This window comes from Candidatus Kryptobacter tengchongensis, from assembly GCF_001458555.1.
Classification (GTDB): domain Bacteria; phylum Bacteroidota; class Ignavibacteria; order Kryptoniales; family Kryptoniaceae; genus Kryptonium; species Kryptonium tengchongense.
On the sequence record NZ_CZVH01000026.1, the window covers coordinates 1 to 20,121 of the forward strand.

Below are 20,121 nucleotides of genomic sequence, written 5' to 3' on the forward strand. Positions count from 1 at the left end.
CGAAATATGGAGAGCGATAAGTCAGGATAAAATTAACCCGAATGAGGAAATAGTTGTCAAGGGCGTTGAGGGATTAACATTGAAAGTGGAAAAGGTAGATAAAAAGTGAGAAAATAAAAAATCAAAAAATCCGGAGGCAGGCCATGACAATATCACTTTTAACAGTAGTTATAGTTTTCTTAATAATCGTACTTTCAAGTGCTATAAGAATTCTAGACTTGGTAGATTGATAGGGGCGAAGGGTCCAGGACTTATATTTTTGATTCCGATAGTTGATAGGATGGTAAAGGTGAGTTTGAGAACTGTTGTCCTTGATGTCCCACCTCAAGATGTTATAACAAGGGATAATGTTTCAATAAAAGTTAATGCTGTAGTTTATTTCAGGGTTGTTGATCCAGAGAAAGCGATAGTTGAAGTTGAAGACTACCTTTATGCGACATCTCAGCTTTCTCAGACGACTTTGAGAAGTGTCCTTGGTCAGAGTGAACTTGATGAAATTCTTTCAGAGAGAGAAAAAATAAATCAAAACCTTCAGCAAATAATTGATGCTCATACCGATCCTTGGGGCATCAAGGTTTCAATGGTTGAGATAAAACATGTTGATCTTCCTGAGGAAATGAAGAGAGCAATGGCAAGGCAAGCAGAAGCAGAGAGGGAAAGGAGAGCAAAGGTAATTCACGCTGAGGGTGAATATCAAGCAGCTCAACGCCTTGCCGAAGCAGCTCAAATCATAGGACAATATCCAACGGCAATCCAACTCAGATTTTTACAAACATTAACCGAAGTAGCTTCTGAAAAGAACTCAACAACAATTTTTCCGATCCCGATTGAGCTTATAAGACCATTTATTGAAACTGGTGATAAAAAGAAATAGGGAGGATTTATTTGAAGCTTCTTGTTGTGGGCTCTGTAGCACTTGACACAATTGAAACGCCGTTTGACAAAGTAGTAGATGCGCCTGGAGGTTCAGCTCTTTACATTTCAATTTCGGCAAGTTATTTTACTAAATCAATCGGGCTTGTTGGAATTATCGGTGATGATTTCCCAAGTGATGTAATTGATGATTTGAAGGGAAGGGGTGTGAATCTGAAAGGATTGAAAATTATAAATGGTGGTAAAACATTTAGATGGGCTGGGAAATATCATTATGATATGAACACAAGGGAAACCATCTATACTCATTTGAACGTATTTGCTGATTTTAAGCCTGTCATACCCGATGAGTTTAAGTCAAGTGAGTATGTATGTCTTGGTAATATTGATCCGACCCTTCAGATGAGTGTTCTTGATCAGGTTGATAACCCAAAGCTTGTAATTGCTGATACAATGAATTTTTGGATTGAGAGAAAATACGATGAGTTGCTTGAGACATTGAAGCGAGTAAATGTTTTAATTGTTAATGATGCTGAAGCCAGACAAATTGCAAGGGAGCCGAATCTAATAAAGGCTGGCAAAAAAATTTTGAAACTTGGTCCCGAAGTTGTGATAATTAAAAAGGGTGAGCATGGGGCAGTTTTGATGATTGATAGCGTGATTTTTTCTGCTCCTGCTTATCCGATAGAGTCAATCCAGGATCCAACAGGTGCTGGGGATACATTTGCGGGTGGTTTTGCTGGCTGGATTGCAAAAACAGATGATATTTCGGAGAAAAATTTGAGAAAAGCAGTAATTTATGGAAGCGCAATCGCTTCTTTTTGTGTTGAGGGCTTCGGGATAAATAGAATTAGGAATTTGTCATGGAAGGAGATTCAGGAGAGATTTGAGGCTTTTCGGGAAATAACAAAGTTTGAAGTGGATTAGATGAAAAGGAGAAAGAATTTCCTCCAATTAAAATGTTAATTAGCCATCTCTTTTTCAGCCGATGTTCTCTTGGTTTCATATCCAGTTAAGATGTTTGAGGTAAATTTTTCCTTCATTTTTATTAAATTTAACTGCACTTTGTATAACAAAATTGAAAGTGATGGTGAAAAAATCTTTTTTAGTTCTCTGTGTCTTATGTTTTTTGAACCTTAATTTAAGGGCACTCCAATCCGAGGTTAAAAAATTCCTTTTCAATGGTAATCCAACCCTTATAGGGCTTGATGCTGGAATGTTTCAAGATACCGAGACAAGATTTAAGGTTGACCTGTCTGGGAAATGGCTTGCAAAGATTGATGGAGAGAAAAAGTGGTTTGAGGTGTTAATTCCATCAGCTTATGATTTCACTGGTAAGGTGACATTTAGAAAAAGCTTCAACCTTCCGGATACGCTTATTCGGAATAAAACTCTATTTCTTGTCGCTTACGGGATAAATTATGAGTGTAAAGTTTTTGTCAATGGTCAGTTTCTTACGAGGCACATCGGTGGTTATACATCTTTTGTTGTTAGAATTCCAGATAGAATATTGAACACAGGCGAAAACATTTTGGAAATTCAGGTAAGTAATGAGCTTAATTCAAAAACGACCATTCCCCTACGGCATCAGGTCTGGGCGTGGAGAAATTACGGTGGAATTTATAGGGATATTTACATCCTTGTAGCTCCAAAGGTTTGGATTGACGATGCACGGGTTGTGTATTCGTTTAGTTCTAATTTTTCAATTTTAAACGGCGAAGTTGAGGCTTATCTTTCCTCGGGTGAAATTTCAAAACTTTTCAACGATAAAAATTTTGATGTAAAACTTCAAATTTTTGAAAAAACTGGCGAAGTATTTATAACAGAGACAAAGCCTTTGACATTTTTTGTGGATGATTTAAGAAGTTTAAAGATCAAAATTCCATTTACTATCTATAATCCAAATCTCTGGTCACCAGAGACACCTTCGCTTTACATTTTAAAACTTTTGGTTACAAACCTTGGCAGGGTTGTGGATGAGTTTATCATCGTCACAGGTTTTAGGGATATAAAAATTGGGAATGGAGATATTTATCTGAATGGGAGAAGGGTTGTTTTGAAGGGGATCTCAAGGCATGAAGATCACCCGAGATTTGGGAACGCTTTAAGTTATGAGGAGATGGAAAGGGATATAATTTTAATAAAGAGCATGGGAGCAAATGCTGTTAGGCTTGGACATTATCCAGCGCATCCATATATTTTGAATTTGTGCGATAGATATGGGCTCTTTGTTCTTGAAGAGATCCCAGTGTGGAATGTTCCTGTGGATATTTTAACAACGGAAAGATATATTTCACTTGCAAAGGATTATGTTTCAGAGATGATCACCAGGGATAAGAATCATCCAAGCGTTCTGGCATGGGGCATTGGGAACGAGTTTGATTCTGCAGATGAAGAAGCAAGGAAGTATGTCAAGGAATTGGTTAAATTTGTTAAGTCAATTGACAATAGACCTGTTTATTACGCCTCAAGGATGATAAAAAATGATGTTTGTGTGGATCTTGTTGATCTTGCATGTGTCAATGTTTACATTGATGATTTTGAAAAATTTACGGAGAGCATAGAATACTGGAGAAGTAAATATCGTGATAAACCAGTTATAATAACCGAGTATGGGAAAGCGGTTCAAATTGGAAACAGAAATGGTTATTCAGATCCTTTTTCGTATGAAAGTCAGGCAAAGTATATACTTGAGCGATACAGGTTGATTCAGGAGATGAATTATGATGGCTCTTTTGTTTGGGTTTTTGCCGATTGGAGGGGTGAAAGACCTGTTATGACGCTTCCAAATCAAGATTTATATCTTTACACAATGGGGGTTGTTTCGTATGATAGGGAAAAAAGACCAGCTTATGAGGTTCTGAAGGCGCTTTATACGGATGGAAAAGTCCCAACGCTTGCAATTGGTGATTATTCTGAAAGCATCCCTGCCATCTATACAGTTGCTGGTATAGTTCTTTTACTTTTTCTTTCCTATATCTACTACTCATATCGCTGGTTCAGGGAGAATTTTAACAGGGCAACTTTCAGACCTTATAATTTCTTTGCTGATGTAAGAGATCAATATATGATATCATTCGGGCAAACAAGTTTGCTTGCGTTAATAATTTCAACAACGCTTGGTGTTTTTATCGGTGGTGTTTTAAACAGGTTAAAGCAAAATGAGTTTCTTGATTATATCCTAACGCATTTGATCTTCATTGACTGGTTGAAGGTGAAGTTAATTTCAATGATATGGAATCCGGTTGCTTCTGTGTTATATTGTTCTCTTTTTTCATTTGTTTTGATTTTGCTTTTGACATTTGTCGTTCAAATTTTTTCAGCCTTCGTTCGTGTTAAGGTCTTTTTAAATGATTCTTATTCTATTGTCGTATGGTCTTTTCTGCCTGTTATATTTTTGATTCCGATTGACATAGTTTTATATAGGGTGATAGGGAATTTTGAGGCTGGGATTATGATAGTTTTGCTTGGTTTGATTATCATTTTGATTTCATTCGTGAGGTTGATAAAGGGAATATCAATAATTTATGAGGTGAGTCAATTGCGTGTTTCTCTTTTCTCGCTGGGTTTAATTCTGATCTTGTTAAGTGCTTTTTTGATTTTTTACGATTTCAAATTTTCATCGCTTGCATATTTGAAGTTTTTGTTAAATATTTTAAATAGTGTAAAATAAAAGTTACAGGGGTAGATGTATCTTTCACGACTTGAGATATTTGGTTTTAAGTCATTTGCTCATAGGGTTGAGTTAAAATTTAACGGCGGAATAACAGCAATAGTTGGTCCAAATGGTTGTGGCAAAACTAACATAGTTGATGCAATAAGATGGGTTCTCGGGGAGCAAAGAGCCAGCGTTTTAAGAAGCGATAAGATGGAAGATGTAATCTTCAATGGGACAAAAGAAAGAAAACCGCTTGGAATGGCTGAGGTTTCAATTACAATTGAGAATACGAAGGGGATTCTACCGATGGAATATTCAGAGGTCACCATAACGAGAAGAGTTTTTAGATCAGGGGAAAGTGAGTATTTTTTGAATAAGGTTCCGTGCAGGTTGAAAGATATAATTGACTTATTCGCTGATACTGGTATGGGGGCTAACGCTTACTCTGTAATTGAGCTGAAAATGATTGAATCGCTTTTGAGTGAAAAGGCAGAGGAGCGAAGAAAACTTTTTGAGGAGGCAGCTGGCGTAACAAAATATAAACAAAGGAAAAAAATAACTTTCAGAAAACTTGAGGATGTTAAAAATGATCTTTCAAGAGTAAATGATATAATTCGGGAGGTTCAAAAAAATGTCGCATCGCTTGAGAGACAAGCAAAAAAAGCCGAAAAATATAACCAAATCCTTGAGGAATTAAGAAGAAATGAAATTGAACTGTTTGAGAGAGAATATTCAGAACTTCACAGAACTTTGATATATCTTGAGGAGACATTGAACGCCGAAAGGAATAAAAAAATAAGCGCTGGGGACGAGCTCTCCCGTGGAGAACAGCTTCTTGAGGTGTTGAGAGGCGAGCTTAGAACAATTGAGGAGCAAATTGAAGAGATACATTCAAAAATTGAATCCGAAAGCAAGGAATTAAGCTTGACGGAGCAGGAAATTGTGCTTTTGAAGGAAAGAAAAAAGGTTTTTATAGAGAGAATTGAAAAAATATCAAATGAAAAACTTGAACTTCAACATCGGATTTATGGATTAAATCAAACAATTGAACAGAAAAAATTAACTTTTGAAGATATCTCAACCGAGAGGAAAGCTTTGCAGAGTGAATATATTGAGAAAAAGAAAGAACTTGATGGGATATCCAGAGAGCTTGACGAGAAAAGGGTCACCGTGAGGAATTTGAATGAAACATTGATTGAAAAGATGGATGAAATTTCACGGAAAAGAAGCGAGATTGAAAAAATCAAGGGAAAGATGGAGAATTTCAAGGGTAAGATGGATTTGTTAAGCGATGAGAGGAAATTGCATGAAAAAGATATAAATGAGGCTGATTTTGAATTAAGTGTTCTTTTTGAGAGGAAAGCCACGCTTTTGAATGAGCTTGTGAGCGCAGAGAGAATACTAAATGAAAAGGAAGCATTGAGGGAAAATCTAAGATCAGAAATTGAGGAGTTGCGAAGGAAATCTTTTGCAATTCAGAACGAGATTGGGAAAAAAGTTTCAAAAATTGATTTTCTGAAAGAGTTAATTGAAAAACATGTTGACTTATCCGAGGGGGCACAATTTCTTGTGCAGAGTTATAATCCAAATTTTAAAAGTGTTTCAGATATAATTGATGTTGAGCCTGATCTTTCGCTTGCGATTGAGTCCGCACTTGGGGAATCAGCAGGCTATCTGATCGTTGATACTGTTGAAGAAGCTGAGAAAGCAATTGATGTTTTAAAATCACAAAATAAGAGTAAGGTTACATTTATCTGCCTTGATAAAATTCCTGAGAATTATGCGTCAAATCTTCCCATCAATGGCGATGGGGTGATCGGTTGGGCGAATGAGCTTGTCCTGTGTGAGAAGAAGTTTAAGAAAATTGTTGATCTTTTGCTTGATGACTTTCTCGTTGTGAGAGATAAAAATTCGGCAATTGAAGCGTTGAAAAATTATGGGAATGTTAAATGTGTGACACTTGAAGGTGAAATTTATACAGATGAAGGCTTAATCAAAGGTGGGAGCACTAACGGGTCGTCCCAGAGCATCATTGGAAAGAGAAGACAGATTGAAATCCTTGAAAATGAAGTTTCAAGGCTCAAAGAGGAATTAAACCATGTTCAGAGTGAAATTGATAAGAAAATTCGTGAATTTGAGGAGATAAATTTAAAAGGGCTTGCTGATGTTGTGAGAAATGTCCAATTATCAATTTCCGAGGTTGAGAAGATGATAAATCAAGCTGAATATAGAAAAGCCAGAGCGGTTGAAAGAATTGGAGAGATTGACAAGGAAAGGGAAGAGATCAGCAACGAGATAAAAATGCTTACTGAAGTTCTTGCAAGTCTTGAGGGTGAGGTTTTGATGCTTGAAAAGGAGAAAGAGAAAATTGAGTATGAACTTTCAGTTGCGACATCTGAATTTGAAACACTTGAGAGAGAATGGAGCGAGAAAGCAGAGCATGTCTCTGAACTTAATATCAAACTTGTCTCGCTTGAAAATGATGAGAAAAACATTGATTTGGAGATAAAACGACTTGAGGATGAAGTTGTGAGGGTTTCAACGAAGATAAGTGAGTATGATGTTGAGATTGAAGAGAGCAAAATTCAAATTGAAGATATGGAGTTTGAAATTGGTGAGTTAAGCGAGAAGCGAAATATGCTTGAAGGTGAAGTTTCAATGCTTCATGAAAGGTTAAAGGAAATTCAAAGGCAACATAATGAAAAATTAGTTGAAATTCAAACGCTGGAGAGAAAAATAAAGGAAGAGAGAGCAAGGTATGAGGAATATGTCAGTGCGATGCATGATCTTGAGATAAAGATAAATGAAATAAGATTGAAGATGCAAAATTTGAAGGAGAGAGCATGGGAGGAATACCAGGTTGAGCTTGAATACAAGGAATTTGCAGATCATAACATTGGGGTTTTGAAAGAGGAAGTTGAGAATTTGAAAACGAAATTGAAACTCCTTGGTCCTGTGAATTTACTTGCATTTAACGATTATCAGGAAGAGAAGAAGCGACTTGAATTTTTGATATCACAGAGGGACGATTTACTTGAATCGGAGAAAACGCTTAAGGAAACCATTGACGAGATCAACGCAACAGCAGAAAAAAGATTTCTTGAGACATTTGAGAAGATAAGGGAAAATTTCAAGAGGACATTTGAGATACTTTTTGGACCAGACAGTGAAGCGGATTTGAAGCTTGTTCCTGATGAAAATGGAAATGTTGACCCGCTTGAATCAAAGATAGAGATAATGGCGAAGCCTAAAGGGAAGAGGTTACAATCAATTGATCTTTTATCAGCTGGTGAAAAAACATTGACGGCGATAGCACTTTTATTTGCGATTTACCTTGTTAAGCCAAGTCCGTTTTGTGTTCTTGATGAAGTTGACGCACCACTTGACGATGCAAACATTGACAGGTTTATAAACCTTTTGAAGGGTTTCTCAAAAGATACGCAGTTTATCATAGTCACACATAATAAGAAAACGATGGAGGCAGCTGATACGCTTTACGGAGTGACGATGGAAGAAGAAGGTGTTTCAAAAATTGTCTCGGTTAGGTTTAAGCAGGGAATTGAACAAGGTTAATAACTCAAACTATTTTAATGTGTGCATGAACATAAAAGTTTTTTGCGATTTTGACGGGACAATAACAAAAAATGATGTCGGGGACTTGTTTTTTGAGACATTTGGTGATAGGAATTATTATTCTTCGCTTGTTGTAAAGTGGCGTGACTATGAAATTTCTTCAAAGGAGATGTGGGAAAAAATCGCCGAAAAAGTTAAAGTTGATTATGTTGAAGCGGAAAAGTTGATACTTTCTCAGGAAATAGATATCTATTTTATTGATTTTGTAAAGTGGGCAAGGGAAAATGAAATTGAGGTTTTCATTTTGAGCGACGGTTTTGATTTTTATATAAAGCGAATCCTTGATAAGTATGGTCTTTTTGATGTTAAGTTTTTTTCAAACAAATTGTGGATTGAAGATGGGAGGGTAAAGGTTGATTTTCCATATCCAGATTCAATATGTCGCATTTGCGGGAATTGCAAGCGAAATCACATGCTAACACTTTCTGGTGATGATGATATAATTGTTTATATCGGGGATGGCTATTCAGATAGATGTCCAGCGGAGTATGCTGATGTAGTTTTTGGAAAGAAAGAACTTTTGAAGTATTGCAGGGCGAAAAACATCCCGGTTTATGAGTTTGAGACATTCAAGGATGTGATGGAACAGTTTGAAAGATTTTTAAGTGGTAGAAAAAGGCTACGGAAGAGATGGCAAGCGGAACTTAAACGAAGGGAAGTTTTTATGAGGGAATAATTCTAAAAATAAAAAATTCTTCAGAGTGAAATCGGACTTCAGACAGAAAATTTTTTCTTATAGGAGTTATACTCCGATTCCATTTTTAATTGTAATGGTTATTTTTGCAAGACCAACTGTGTTAAGTTTAATAGTTGGTTTCGTTCTGGCACTGGTTGGTGAGATTGTAAGAATTTGGGGTGTCGGATATGTTGGAGCTGAAACAAGGACGACAGGTCCAGTTGGGGGTAGCAGGCTTGTCACAAATGGACCTTACGCCTATGTTCGGAATCCGCTTTATATTGGGAATATGCTTATGTATCTTGGTTTTGGGGTTATGTCAATGGCTCTTTTCCCTTATTTTCAAATCGTTGGTTTGGTTTATTTTTTTATCCAGTATTATTTAATTGTGACGCTTGAGGAGGAATATTTGAGCAGGACATTTGCGGATGAGTATGTAAGATATTATAAAAGTGTCCCGAGGTTTATCCCGAAATTGAAGAAATATGAATTTGCTGGAAATTTGAGTTTTAATATCAAAGAAGCGTTGAGGTCAGAGCGAAGAACTTTACAAGCATTTTTTGGTGTCACAGTGTTAAACATAATTATTTTTCTTGTGAAAAATAATTTTTGAATGTGTTGTAAATTATGTCAAAGAGATTAATGGTAATAGCAGGTGAGGCTTCTGGGGATTTGCATGCTGGGAAAGTTGTTTGTGCGATAAAGAAAAATTTCCCAGAGGTTGAAATCTTCGGCGTGGGCGGGGAAAGGATGAAAAAATGCGGGGCGGAGATAATCTATAATATATCTGAAATTTCATTTATCGGTTTTGTTGATGTGGTGAAAAATTTTAAAAGGGTCATTGATTTTGAAAACCTATGCAAGCACGAACTGTTAAGTCGCAAGCCAGATGCAGTTTTACTCGTAGATTATCCTGGGTTTAATCTTAGATTTGCAAAATTTGCAAAAGAGAAAGGTTTCAAAGTTTTTTACTACATCGCTCCACAGGTCTGGGCATGGGGTAGGAGAAGAATTCAGATTTTGAAAAGTTATGTTGATGAACTTTTCGTTATTTTCAGGTTTGAGGAGGAATTTTTTAGAAAGTATGGTGTGAAAGCTAAATTCGTGGGTCATCCGTTGCTTGAGGATTTGAGGGGAGTTGAATCTGTAAGTGAGGGTGACTTTTTTGAAAAATATGGAATTGCAAAAAATAAAATTGTGTCTTTTTTCCCAGGAAGCAGAAGCCATGAGGTTAAGATGATGCTTAAGACGATGATTGAAGCAGGGGAGATGATAAGGAAAAAGTTTGATGTTGAAGTCGTCTTCAGCAGAGCAAGAACGATTAGTGAGTCTGAAATAAAAAATTTAATAGGTGAAGATTTTCGTAAATTTAAATTCGTTGAAAATTCACATGAGTTGTTAATGGTTTCATATGTTTCCGTTGTGAAAAGTGGGACAACATCTCTTGAGGCGGGAATTCTTGGGATACCGATGGTCGTGTGTTATAAAACTTCCCCTATAAATTATCTTTTAGGACGTTTGCTTGTCAAAACAGATGTGATTGAGAGTATTTCACTTCCAAACATAGTGCTTTGTAAGAAAGTGGTTCCAGAGTTAATCCAAAAGGATTTCACAAAAGATAAGATATTTGACGAGGTCAGCAGATATCTTGAGGATGAGAATTTATATAACAGCACTAAAGATGAACTTTTAAAAATCAGGCAGATTCTCACCTTTGAATCTGATGGTAAGAGCACATCTGAAATCGTCGCTGAAAAAATCGTTTTGAATTTATGATGATAAGTTTGTTTAAAATCTGGCGAGGCTTAAGATTTTTGCTAATTCCTTTTTCGTTTATCTATTGGGTTATAGTTGTGTTAAGAAATTTATTTTATGATAGAGGAATTCTTAAGGTTAAAAAGCTTCCACGACCAGTTATCTCGGTTGGGAACATTCTTGCTGGGGGGACAGGTAAAACTCCAATGGTTGAGTGGATAGGTAAGTATTTTTCTACGCTTGGGAAAAAGGTTGCGATTTTAAGCCGTGGCTATGGAAGAAGAACAAGGGGATTTGTCCTTGTAACAGATGGTGAGAAAATTTTTGCAAACGCGGACGAATGCGGAGATGAGCCGTTTCAAATGGCGTTAAAATCAGTTGAAGAAAAACTTGGATGGATTGTTGCAGTCTGTGAGGATAGATATATTGCGGGCATTAAACTTCTTGAAAATTTTGATGTTGATGTTTTTCTTCTTGATGATGGTTTTCAAAGGAGGGATTTACATAGGGATTTTGATATCGTGATCATCTCTGGTGAGGAAACAAATGAGTTTTTAATCCCAGCGGGTTTAAAGCGTGAGCCGTTGAGCTCATTAAAAAGAGCTAATGTGTTGTGTTTTCGGGATGAAATTGATGTGAAAAATTTCAATCGGTATCTTGGTGAAGATAAATTGCGGGTCAAATTTAGATATGAACTTCTTGAAATACGGAAATTTTTTGATTATATTTTAGACAAAAGTGAGTTTTCAAGTAAAAAAGCAGTGGCTTTTTCAGGCATCGGAAAACACATAAATTTTGTAAAATTATTGAAAGACAATAATTTTTGCGTTGTAAAGGATTTTGAATTTCCCGATCACTACAGATATACTTGGATGGATATTGAAGATATAGTCAATTTTCTTAATTCAACTGGAGCGGAATTTGCGATCACGACGGAAAAGGATTATGCGAGATTGTTTGAGATGAGAGAATTGAAAAATTTTCCTTTTTTTTATACGAGGATAGAAGTTAAGTTTCTGGAAGGGGAGAACGATTTAAAACAAAAGCTTTTGGAGCTGGTTTAGATGATAAAGGTGGGGGTTTCTTACTGTGATAGCAACCTTGAGAATTATATTAACTGGCTTAGGAGGGCATCTGTTGAAGTTGAGCCAGTGATTTTGTCTTATAAAGAACTTAACAGTGATGATCTTAAAAAATGTGATGCTCTTTTACTTACTGGAGGTGATGATGTTCATCCTGAGTTTTATGGAGAGTCGGAGAGGGAAGGTGATAGATACAACCGTGATAGGGACTGGTTTGAATTTAAACTTCTTGATATTGCCTTTTCAAAGGATTTGCCAATTTTGGGAATTTGCAGGGGATTGCAGTTGACGAATGTTTATTTGCGTGGGAGTTTGGTTTTTGATATTCAAACGGTTATAGGGACAAATCATCGCAAGGATGAAAATACTGGAGATGATAGGTTGCATAATATATTCGTTTTTGATGATTCAAAGCTTTTTAAAATTGTTGGAGAGAGGGAGGGGATCGTTAATAGCAGTCATCATCAATCAGCTGATAGGATTGGTGAGAATTTACGTATTAGTGCGAAGTGCGATGATGGGGTGATTGAAGGTCTTGAGTGGGTCGGTGATGATAGATTTGTTTTACTTGTTCAGTGGCATCCTGAAAGGATGAAAAATTTTGAGAGCGTTTTTTCAAGGAATTTGCTTGAGGCATTTATCAATTCAATTATTCAAAAATAAATTCTGGAGGTTGAGGTAATGGCGAAAAAATATGTTTATTTTTTCGGTGGTGGCAAAGCTGAAGGAGATGCTGATATGAAAAAGTTGCTTGGTGGGAAAGGTGCAAACCTTGCGGAGATGACGAACATAGGTTTGCCTGTGCCACCTGGATTCACGATCACAACCGAGGTTTGCAGTTATTATTACAAACATAATCAAACATATCCAAAGGGACTTGAAGAACAAGTTAGAAAGGCACTTGCTAAAGTTGAGAAACTTGTCGGAAGGAAGTTTGGTGATCCGAAAAATCCACTTCTCGTTTCGGTCAGGTCAGGTGCTCCTGTATCAATGCCCGGGATGATGGATACAATTTTAAATTTGGGTTTGAATGATGAAACGGTTAAGGGTTTAGTTGAACAAACTCAAAATGAAAGGTTTGCTTGGGATGCTTATAGAAGGTTTGTTCAGATGTATGGTGATGTTGTTCTCGGATTGAAACCAGAAACGAAGGAGGAAAGAGACCCATTTGAGGTTTTAATTGAAGAGAAGAAGAAAGCCAGAGGAGTTGAACATGATATTGAACTCACGGCTGAAGATTTGAAGGAGCTTGTTTACGAGTTTAAAGAATTGATAAGAAAAAAGAAAGGGGTTGATTTTCCTGATGATCCGTGGGAACAGCTCTGGGGTGCAATCGGGGCTGTTTTCAGATCATGGATGAATCCTAGAGCTGTTGCTTATAGAAAAATTTACAACATTCCCGATGACATGGGAACTGCTGTTAATGTTCAAACGATGGTCTTTGGAAATATGGGAAATGATTCTGGAACTGGTGTTGCGTTTACGAGAAATCCCGCAACAGGCGAAAATGAATTTTATGGTGAGTTTTTGATGAATGCTCAAGGTGAAGATGTTGTTGCGGGGATAAGGACTCCATTGCCGATATCAAAGCTGAAAGAAGTCATGCCACATGTTTATGAGCAACTTCTTGAGGTTAGAAAGATTCTTGAGAGCAGGTTGAAAGATATGCAGGACATTGAATTTACGATAGAGCGTGGGAAACTTTATATGTTACAAACGCGCGCTGGAAAAAGAACAGGATTTGCTGCCATAAGGATAGCGGTTGATATGGTTGAGGAGGGTTTAATAACTAAAGAAGAAGCCTTATTGAGGATAGAGCCGGATGCTTTAAATCATCTTTTGAGACCAATTTTTGACGCTGCTGAGAAGGAGAAAGCTATTAAAGATGGTCGCCTCCTTGCAAAGGGATTGCCTGCGGGTCCGGGTGCAGCAACTGGTAAAGTTGTATTTCATTCTGAAGATGCCGAAGAGTGGGCAAGGCGTGGGGAAAAGGTAATTTTAACAAGAATTGAAACTTCGCCGGATGATATAAAAGGGATGTATGTAGCTGAGGGGATACTGACCTCTCGTGGAGGAATGACATCCCATGCAGCACTTGTTGCACGGCAGATGGGTAAAGTTTGTGTGGTCGGCTGTGGTGCGCTTGATATTGACTATGTCAAAAAAGAAATAAGGGTTAACGGGCAGGTTATAAAAGAGGGAGATTATATCTCAATTGATGGATCAACGGGCGAAGTCATACTCGGAAAGATAACGACAAAGCCGAGTGAGGTTTTGCAGGTTTTGGTTGAAAAAACGCTTAATCCTGATGAAGCTCCTGTTTACAAGCAATTTGAGAAATTGATGAAATGGGCTGATGAAGTAAGGAAATTGAGAATAAGAACTAACGCTGACCTTCCAAAGCAAGCGGAGGTTGCCGTTGCATTTGGGGCTGAAGGAATTGGGTTAACCCGAACTGAGCACATGTTTTTTGAAGGTGATAGAATTATCTCAATGAGAAAAATGATCCTTGCTGATACGAAAGAAGAAAGAGAGGCAGCTTTAAATGAGCTTTTACCTTTGCAAAGACAGGATTTTTATGGAATCTTTAAAGTTATGGGTGATAGACCTGTGACGATAAGGACGCTTGATCCACCGTTGCATGAATTTTTACCGCACACGGATGAGGAGATAAAAGAGTTTTCTGAAAAAACGGGTATTCCTGAAGAAAAGATTCGTAGAAAGATTGCTGAACTTAAAGAATTTAATCCGATGCTTGGTTTTAGAGGTTGTCGTCTTGGAATTGTTTATCCAGAAATTACAGCAATGCAAACAAGAGCGATTATTGAAGCAGCGTGCGATGTTGCCAAGGAAGGTATAAAAGTTAAACCAGAGATAATGATACCACTTGTTGGGCATGTAAATGAGCTCAAGAATCAAGAGAAGATCGTCCGTGAAGTTGCCGAAAAAGTTATGGAAGAAAAAGGTATTAAGATTGAATATTCTGTTGGCACTATGATTGAAGTTCCAAGAGCAGCGATAACAGCAGATGAGATAGCAACTGTTGCGGAGTTTTTCTCGTTTGGCACAAATGATTTGACACAGATGGGAATGGGGCTTTCAAGGGATGATTATGAGAAATTCATTTACAAATATCTTGACCTTGGAATTTACGATAAAGACCCATTCCAAACGATTGATGTTAAAGGCGTTGGTGAGTTGATGAAAATTGGTGTTCAAAAGGGTCGTTCTGTGAGACCGAATTTGAAAGTTGGAATTTGTGGGGAGCATGGCGGTGATCCAGCAACGATTGAATTTTGCCATAAAATTGGGCTTGATTATGTGAGTTGTTCGCCATATCGTGTTCCAATTGCGCGACTTGCTGCTGCACGAGCTGCGTTAATTTATGATGGAGTTAAGAAAACTGTCTCTGTAAAGAAAACGAACAAAAAAGCTGTAAAAAAGGTTAAGTCAAAAGTAAAGGCAAAGGTTAAAGCGCGATGAATTCAAGGCGGGGGATTTTACTCCCCCGCTTTTTAAATTTAAAAAACAAGCATTTATAAAAGATTATGAAACTTTCAGATTTCAACTATCAACTTCCCAAAAATTTAATCGCGAAATATCCTGTTGAGCCAAGGGACAGTGCAAAGCTGCTCGTTGTTGACAGAAAAACGAAAACATTTGAAGATAAGATCTTTACTGATATAGTTGATTACCTTGAGGAAGGTGATTCGCTTGTTATTAACAAGACGAAAGTTTTCCCAGCAAGATTGATAGGGCGGAAGGAGAAAACAGGAGCGAAAATTGAAATACTTTTGCTCCGTGAGCTTAATCCCGAGGAACATCTCTGGGATGTTTTAGTTGAGCCAGCTCGCAAAGTTAGGATTGGGAACAAAATCTACTTTGGTGATAATAACGAGGTATATTGTGAGGTTATTGATAACACTACATCCCGTGGAAGGACTTTAAAATTTCATTATACGGGTGATTTCTTCAGTTTCATAGAAAGGCATGGGGAAGTTCCGCTCCCACCTTACATAAAAAGACAACCTGATGAGAGAGACAAGGAATGGTATCAAACTGTTTATGCTGAGGTTGTCGGTTCTGTTGCTGCTCCAACGGCGGGGTTGCATTTTACTACAAGGTTATTGAAAAGAATTGAGAAAAAAGGTGTTAAGATCGTCCCTATCGTTCTTCATATAGGCATCGGGACATTCAGGAAAGTTGAAGTTGAAGATTTGAGCAAACATAGAATGGATTCTGAATACTTTGAAATTTCCCCAGAGAGCGCTCGTATGATAAACGAGACAATTGATAAAAAGAAAAGCGTCGTTGCTGTTGGAACAAGCGTCGTGAGAGCGCTTGAGTCAAGTGTGACCGCAGATGGGCATGTAAAACCTTACAGGGGGTGGACGGATAAATTTATCTATCCACCGTATGATTTTAAAATAGTGAACAAACTTATAACCAATTTCCACATGCCTGAATCAACACCTCTTATTCTTGCTGCTGCGTTTGCAGGGCTTGATCTTTTAATGCAGGCGTATAAGCATGCGATCAAAAGTGGTTATAGATTTTTAAGCTATGGCGATGCAATGCTTATAATCTAAAACTAATCCCCCTTTGTTTTTTCCGCTATGCGAACCCTGATTTTCTTTGTCATAAATTTTTCACTTTTAATTATTTTTGCTCGTCTTCTTAGGAGAAAGAACCTGTTAAGTTATTTTGATTCTGGGCGATGGTGGATAACATGGTTTGCAGTTTCAATCATAACATTGATGGATGAACTTACATCAATCTATTATGCGCCGTTTGAAGCATATAGGTTCATTGGAATAAAAGCGATAATTTATATAGCTCTTACTTCTCTTTTCATCCGTTTTCTTTCAACCAGAATGGTTGAAATAGCCGAGATCCTTGAGGTGCACGGCATAAAAGGTGGCGGAGTTTATTCATTTTCATATCTTGTTCTCGGTCCAACTGTTTCTTTTATAGCGGTTGCATCAATTCTTGTGGTATATATTTTGACTGCTTCAATTTCAACTGTAAGTGCAGTTGAAAACGGTCTTGCGTTTATTTCAATGCCTTCACATGTTAAGTTCGTTCTTAAAATTCTTCTCGTCTGGTTCATAGCGGGGCTTAATATCTTGGGGATAAGGGAGAATGCAAAATTTACATTTGCAATTTTTATTTTTGCCTCTTTTGTGCTTTTGAATTTAATCACTGGTGGAATTTTAAATTTTGAACAATCCTCGGTGATAAGAGTTAAAGAGGCGTTTTCACTTTTTTTATCAGACATCAATGATAAATCAATTTTTAAATCTTACGCAAATCTCGTAACAGGGATAGGAAGTTGCATCCTTGCGTATTCTGGAATTGAGTCTGTTCTTCAGACGGCATCTCTTGTTAGAAGCTGGCATGATATAAGAAAAGCATATATTTTTCTTGCCCTCACAGTTGGGGTGGCGACACCGCTTATTGCTCTCTTCGCTCTTTCTTCAAACATTGATCTTGAAAAACATGAAACAGATTTGATCCCAGCATTTGCTGAAAGTGTAAATGGCTATTGGTTTGGAATAATTGTAAGTGCGCTTGCAAGCATAACCTTGATAATGGCTGTTAACACAGCAATGGTTGCATCCTCCGAATTGATAGAGAAAATATGCGAAAGATATAGCTTTCCGTGGCTGATGAAGTTGAATCGTCGTGGTTCACTTTATAGAATTCATGTTTTTAATGCAATTTTTTATTCACTCATACTTTTAATAACGAGTGGAAGTCAGGCAGTGCTTGCCGAGATGTATGCTATTGGGCTTGTGGCAAGTTTTTCAATTAACATTGGCTCTCTTGTGATTTATCGTTATCGCATGGGAACAAAGGAAATAACATATCATACATCAAGAACGGGTACCCTGATTCTTTTCATTATGACATTTAGCATTTTTATTTACATAGTTTTACATCGCATTTATGGGGCTTTGTTATGGTTATTTATGACGCTTTTCTTTTTGTTTGCTGGATTAAGAATTTCAAAGTTTAGAGCCCCAGAGATCCCAGTCAGACGAAGCACCGATAGCCCTATGGATGTGGTTTTTGCAATTGCAGATATTGATTCCGATGAAATCCATATCCATTTCAAAAGACCAAAGGAAAACATTGAAAATGTTGATGCTAATTCAATTTATGTGAGTTTTTATTCGCCACGACTTGATAGACCTGAAAAAGGTTTACCAAGGCATTTTTGGATTTCAATTCAACCGAAAATGAATTTGTTTGATATGATAGTTGGGTTGCTCAACACGATAAGATATGAAGTTCCATCCGAAAAGAAAATTCATATTCACTTTGGTTGGCCACTTTCATCTTGGATTGATAGATTATCAACCGGGATAATGGTTTATAACATCATAAATTTGCCTAAAAAGTTTCCGGAATTTATCTTTCATATTGATTACATCGCCGAAAACGAAAAGAACGGAGGAAGAGATTGAAGGTAACTGCAATAATTCCAGCTGGAGGATATGGAAGGAGAATGAACGCGGGTATACATAAACAGCTGATAGAGATATCTGGAAAGCCGATTTTAGTTCATACGCTTGAGAAATTTCAAAATTGTAATTGCGTTGATTCTATAATAATAGCAACAGCTCCGGAAATTTTGCTTGAAGTTGAGAATCTTGTTAAGAAATTTAACATAACGAAAGTTGTTGAGGTCACAATCGGTGGAAATGAAAGACAGGATTCTGTTTACAATGCTTTGCAAATGATGGTTTACCATCATACAGAGATAGTTGTTGTTCATGATGCGGTTAGACCTTTTATAACATGTGAAAAAATTTGTGAAGTTATTTCGGCTTGCAAGGAGACCGGAGCAGCTATCCTTGCGGTTCGCCCAAAGGAAACTGTTAAGCTTGGTGGGGAGGACAGTTTTGTTGAAAGGACGCTTGATAGAAACTTGCTTTGGCTTGTGCAAACCCCACAGGCGTTTTATTATACAGTTTTACAACAGGCGTATAAAAAAGCTTATACTGATTCCTTTTATGGAACGGATGATTCATCTCTTGTTGAGCGAATTGGTGTCAAGGTCAAAATTGTTGAAGGGCTGTATGAAAATATAAAGATAACAACCCCGGAAGACATTGAATTTGCAAAAATGTTGCTTGAAGGGCGGTAAATTTTTTTAAATTTTAAAAAAGCGCCTGTAGCTCAATTGGACAGAGCAGCGGACTTCGGATCCGCGGGTTGGGGGTTCGAGTCCCTCCAGGCGCGCTAAAGAGAATTGCTTGATATTTCTCTTTATTGTGGTTGATTTTAAGGCATCTTGCGACCTCATTGTTGCCCGATCTGAAGGGGTTATTTGAACAATGATAAAAAAGAACTGTTCAGACAAACTTAAAAACAAATTTTCGTTAAAGTCATTCAATCTGTTTTTTAAATTTCCAAATCTTTTGAAATCAATTCTATATCCCCACCTGATGTAGAAGCTTTAATCGTTGTGCCAGAATTTGATTTTCCTATCCAGCCTTTGAGTTCAGAGTGTGACTTTGTTTCAATTTTTATAGGGAAGTCAACTTTTATATCTCCGCCGGATGTTTTAAAATCAATGTAGGCGTTTAAATTTGAAGGCGCATAAATTTTTACATCTCCGCCGGAGGAGGACAATCTTGTTATTCCCGAAGCCAAGATAAATTCAACATTTATATCACCACCAGATGAAGAAGCTGAAACAGAACCAGTTAGTTTGTTTATTGTTATATCACCACCTGAGGATTTTGTTTCAAGTTCTCCCTGATATTCACTAACGATTATATCCCCTCCAGCTGTTTTTATTTCCCCGGAGCCTGCACAATTTCTAAGGCGTATATCCCCGCCTGCCGATGAAGCATAAGTCCTTCCCCTCAAATCCTTTGCATGGATGTCGCCACCTGCAGATGAAAGATCAAAGTTATTTGACTTAAAGTTTTCAATCTTGATATCTCCGCCTGTGCTTTTCACAGTGAGATCGGATAAACTATCGGGTGCATTTACCACAAGCTGAGCCATTTCAACCCATTTTCTACCAAAAAGAAACAACTCGGAAAAATCAAACCAAGGAATTTTTTTCTTCCGTTTTATCTTGATAGTTAAGCTGTTTTCTCCTTCCTCAAATGAGATGTTGAGTTCTTTTAATCTTTCTTGTGAACCCCTTACATAAAAGTTGAGGTTGATTTCATTTTTGCACGGTTAGAAAAATAAAATTTTGAGATCACAATGAAACCCAAATTTTTAATTTTTATAATTACAGGTTTCATATTTGCTGGCGGTCTGCTTCTATGCTCAAACATAAAGACAAAAGAAATCACGCCTCAAAATAGCTTGCAAACAGCTGACGAATTAAAATTTTCAAAATCCTTCAAGGCAAACCCCGGATATAAGCTTTACATTGAATCAGATGTTTCAGATGTCATAATTCAATCGCATAGTTC

General features: G+C 37.2%; 15 protein-coding genes, 1 tRNA gene and 1 pseudogene. 16 read left to right on the plus strand and 1 reads right to left on the minus strand.

Going from position 1 to position 20,121, the window contains the following annotated elements:
- Window positions 1-4: 4 nt before the first annotated feature.
- The 15 genes and pseudogenes from AT685_RS08785 to AT685_RS02400 all read left to right on the plus strand — a co-directional run bounded on the left by AT685_RS08785 (window position 5) and on the right by AT685_RS02400 (window position 18,925).
- Window positions 5-109: an NfeD family protein gene (locus AT685_RS08785; RefSeq protein WP_474114018.1), complete on the plus strand. Its 105-nt coding sequence runs from the start codon at window positions 5-7 to the stop codon at window positions 107-109.
- Window positions 110-143: 34 nt separating this feature from the next.
- Window positions 144-874 (plus strand): annotated as a pseudogene (locus AT685_RS02335) (slipin family protein).
- An 11-nt stretch (window positions 875-885) separates the two neighbouring features.
- Window positions 886-1,800, plus strand: coding sequence for a PfkB family carbohydrate kinase (locus tag AT685_RS02340; protein ID WP_072151386.1), 915 nt, complete (start codon window positions 886-888; stop codon window positions 1,798-1,800).
- 160 nt (window positions 1,801-1,960) lie between these two features.
- Window positions 1,961-4,546, plus strand: a complete 2,586-nt coding sequence (locus AT685_RS02345) for a glycoside hydrolase family 2 TIM barrel-domain containing protein (protein ID WP_143713084.1) — start codon at window positions 1,961-1,963, stop codon at window positions 4,544-4,546.
- 15 nt (window positions 4,547-4,561) lie between these two features.
- Window positions 4,562-8,104 carry a chromosome segregation protein SMC gene (gene smc / locus AT685_RS02350; protein ID WP_072151388.1) on the plus strand — a complete coding sequence of 1,181 codons (3,543 nt, stop codon included), beginning with the start codon at window positions 4,562-4,564 and terminating at the stop codon, window positions 8,102-8,104.
- Between the two features lie 25 nt (window positions 8,105-8,129).
- Complete coding sequence (locus tag AT685_RS02355; RefSeq protein ID WP_072151389.1) at window positions 8,130-8,840, plus strand: MtnX-like HAD-IB family phosphatase; 711 nt, start codon at window positions 8,130-8,132, stop codon at window positions 8,838-8,840.
- Between the two features lie 25 nt (window positions 8,841-8,865).
- Entirely contained in the window at window positions 8,866-9,453 is a 588-nt protein-coding gene (locus AT685_RS02360) for a methyltransferase family protein (protein ID WP_072151390.1), read from the plus strand.
- Window positions 9,454-9,467: 14 nt separating this feature from the next.
- The gene (gene lpxB / locus AT685_RS02365) at window positions 9,468-10,616 is read left to right on the plus strand and encodes a lipid-A-disaccharide synthase (protein ID WP_072151391.1); all 1,149 of its coding nucleotides are present in this window, start codon (window positions 9,468-9,470) and stop codon (window positions 10,614-10,616) included.
- A complete protein-coding gene (gene lpxK, locus AT685_RS02370) occupies window positions 10,613-11,659 on the plus strand; it encodes a tetraacyldisaccharide 4'-kinase (RefSeq protein ID WP_072151392.1) in 1,047 nt (348 codons plus the stop codon). Before lpxB ends, lpxK begins: the two co-directional genes overlap by 4 nt.
- Complete coding sequence (locus tag AT685_RS02375; protein WP_072151393.1) at window positions 11,660-12,340, plus strand: gamma-glutamyl-gamma-aminobutyrate hydrolase family protein; 681 nt, start codon at window positions 11,660-11,662, stop codon at window positions 12,338-12,340. It begins immediately after the preceding gene.
- An 18-nt stretch (window positions 12,341-12,358) separates the two neighbouring features.
- Window positions 12,359-15,160, plus strand: coding sequence for a pyruvate, phosphate dikinase (ppdK, locus tag AT685_RS02380; RefSeq protein ID WP_072151394.1), 2,802 nt, complete (start codon window positions 12,359-12,361; stop codon window positions 15,158-15,160).
- A gap of 65 nt (window positions 15,161-15,225) precedes the next feature.
- Complete coding sequence (gene queA / locus AT685_RS02385) at window positions 15,226-16,266, plus strand: tRNA preQ1(34) S-adenosylmethionine ribosyltransferase-isomerase QueA (RefSeq protein ID WP_072151395.1); 1,041 nt, start codon at window positions 15,226-15,228, stop codon at window positions 16,264-16,266.
- 27 nt (window positions 16,267-16,293) lie between these two features.
- The gene (locus AT685_RS02390) at window positions 16,294-18,147 is read left to right on the plus strand and encodes an APC family permease (RefSeq protein ID WP_072151396.1); all 1,854 of its coding nucleotides are present in this window, start codon (window positions 16,294-16,296) and stop codon (window positions 18,145-18,147) included.
- Window positions 18,144-18,830: a 2-C-methyl-D-erythritol 4-phosphate cytidylyltransferase gene (gene ispD, locus AT685_RS02395; protein WP_072151397.1), complete on the plus strand. Its 687-nt coding sequence runs from the start codon at window positions 18,144-18,146 to the stop codon at window positions 18,828-18,830. Before AT685_RS02390 ends, ispD begins: the two co-directional genes overlap by 4 nt.
- 21 nt (window positions 18,831-18,851) lie before the next feature.
- Window positions 18,852-18,925, plus strand: a tRNA-Arg gene (locus tag AT685_RS02400).
- A gap of 162 nt (window positions 18,926-19,087) precedes the next feature.
- Here the strand turns inward: AT685_RS02400 and AT685_RS02405 are convergent.
- Window positions 19,088-19,864, minus strand: a complete 777-nt coding sequence (locus AT685_RS02405; RefSeq protein ID WP_081040545.1) for a DUF4097 family beta strand repeat-containing protein — start codon at window positions 19,862-19,864, stop codon at window positions 19,088-19,090.
- Window positions 19,865-19,906: 42 nt separating this feature from the next.
- Here AT685_RS02405 and AT685_RS02410 point away from each other — a divergent pair.
- Window positions 19,907-20,121 (plus strand): hypothetical protein (locus AT685_RS02410; RefSeq protein WP_143713085.1); only part of this gene is annotated, 215 nt, incomplete at its 3' end.

Excerpts from the sequence above, each read along its gene's own strand:
- AT685_RS02345 (WP_143713084.1), top strand. The coding sequence starts at position 1,961 with ATGGTGAAAAAATCTTTTTTAGTTCTCTGTGTCTTATGTTTTTTGAAC.
- smc (WP_072151388.1), top strand. The coding sequence starts at position 4,562 with ATGTATCTTTCACGACTTGAGATATTTGGTTTTAAGTCATTTGCTCAT.
- AT685_RS02355 (WP_072151389.1), top strand. The coding sequence starts at position 8,130 with ATGAACATAAAAGTTTTTTGCGATTTTGACGGGACAATAACAAAAAAT.
- lpxB (WP_072151391.1), top strand. The coding sequence starts at position 9,468 with ATGTCAAAGAGATTAATGGTAATAGCAGGTGAGGCTTCTGGGGATTTG.
- lpxK (WP_072151392.1), top strand. The coding sequence starts at position 10,613 with ATGATGATAAGTTTGTTTAAAATCTGGCGAGGCTTAAGATTTTTGCTA.
- AT685_RS02375 (WP_072151393.1), top strand. The coding sequence starts at position 11,660 with ATGATAAAGGTGGGGGTTTCTTACTGTGATAGCAACCTTGAGAATTAT.
- ppdK (WP_072151394.1), top strand. The coding sequence starts at position 12,359 with ATGGCGAAAAAATATGTTTATTTTTTCGGTGGTGGCAAAGCTGAAGGA.
- queA (WP_072151395.1), top strand. The coding sequence starts at position 15,226 with ATGAAACTTTCAGATTTCAACTATCAACTTCCCAAAAATTTAATCGCG.
- AT685_RS02390 (WP_072151396.1), top strand. The coding sequence starts at position 16,294 with ATGCGAACCCTGATTTTCTTTGTCATAAATTTTTCACTTTTAATTATT.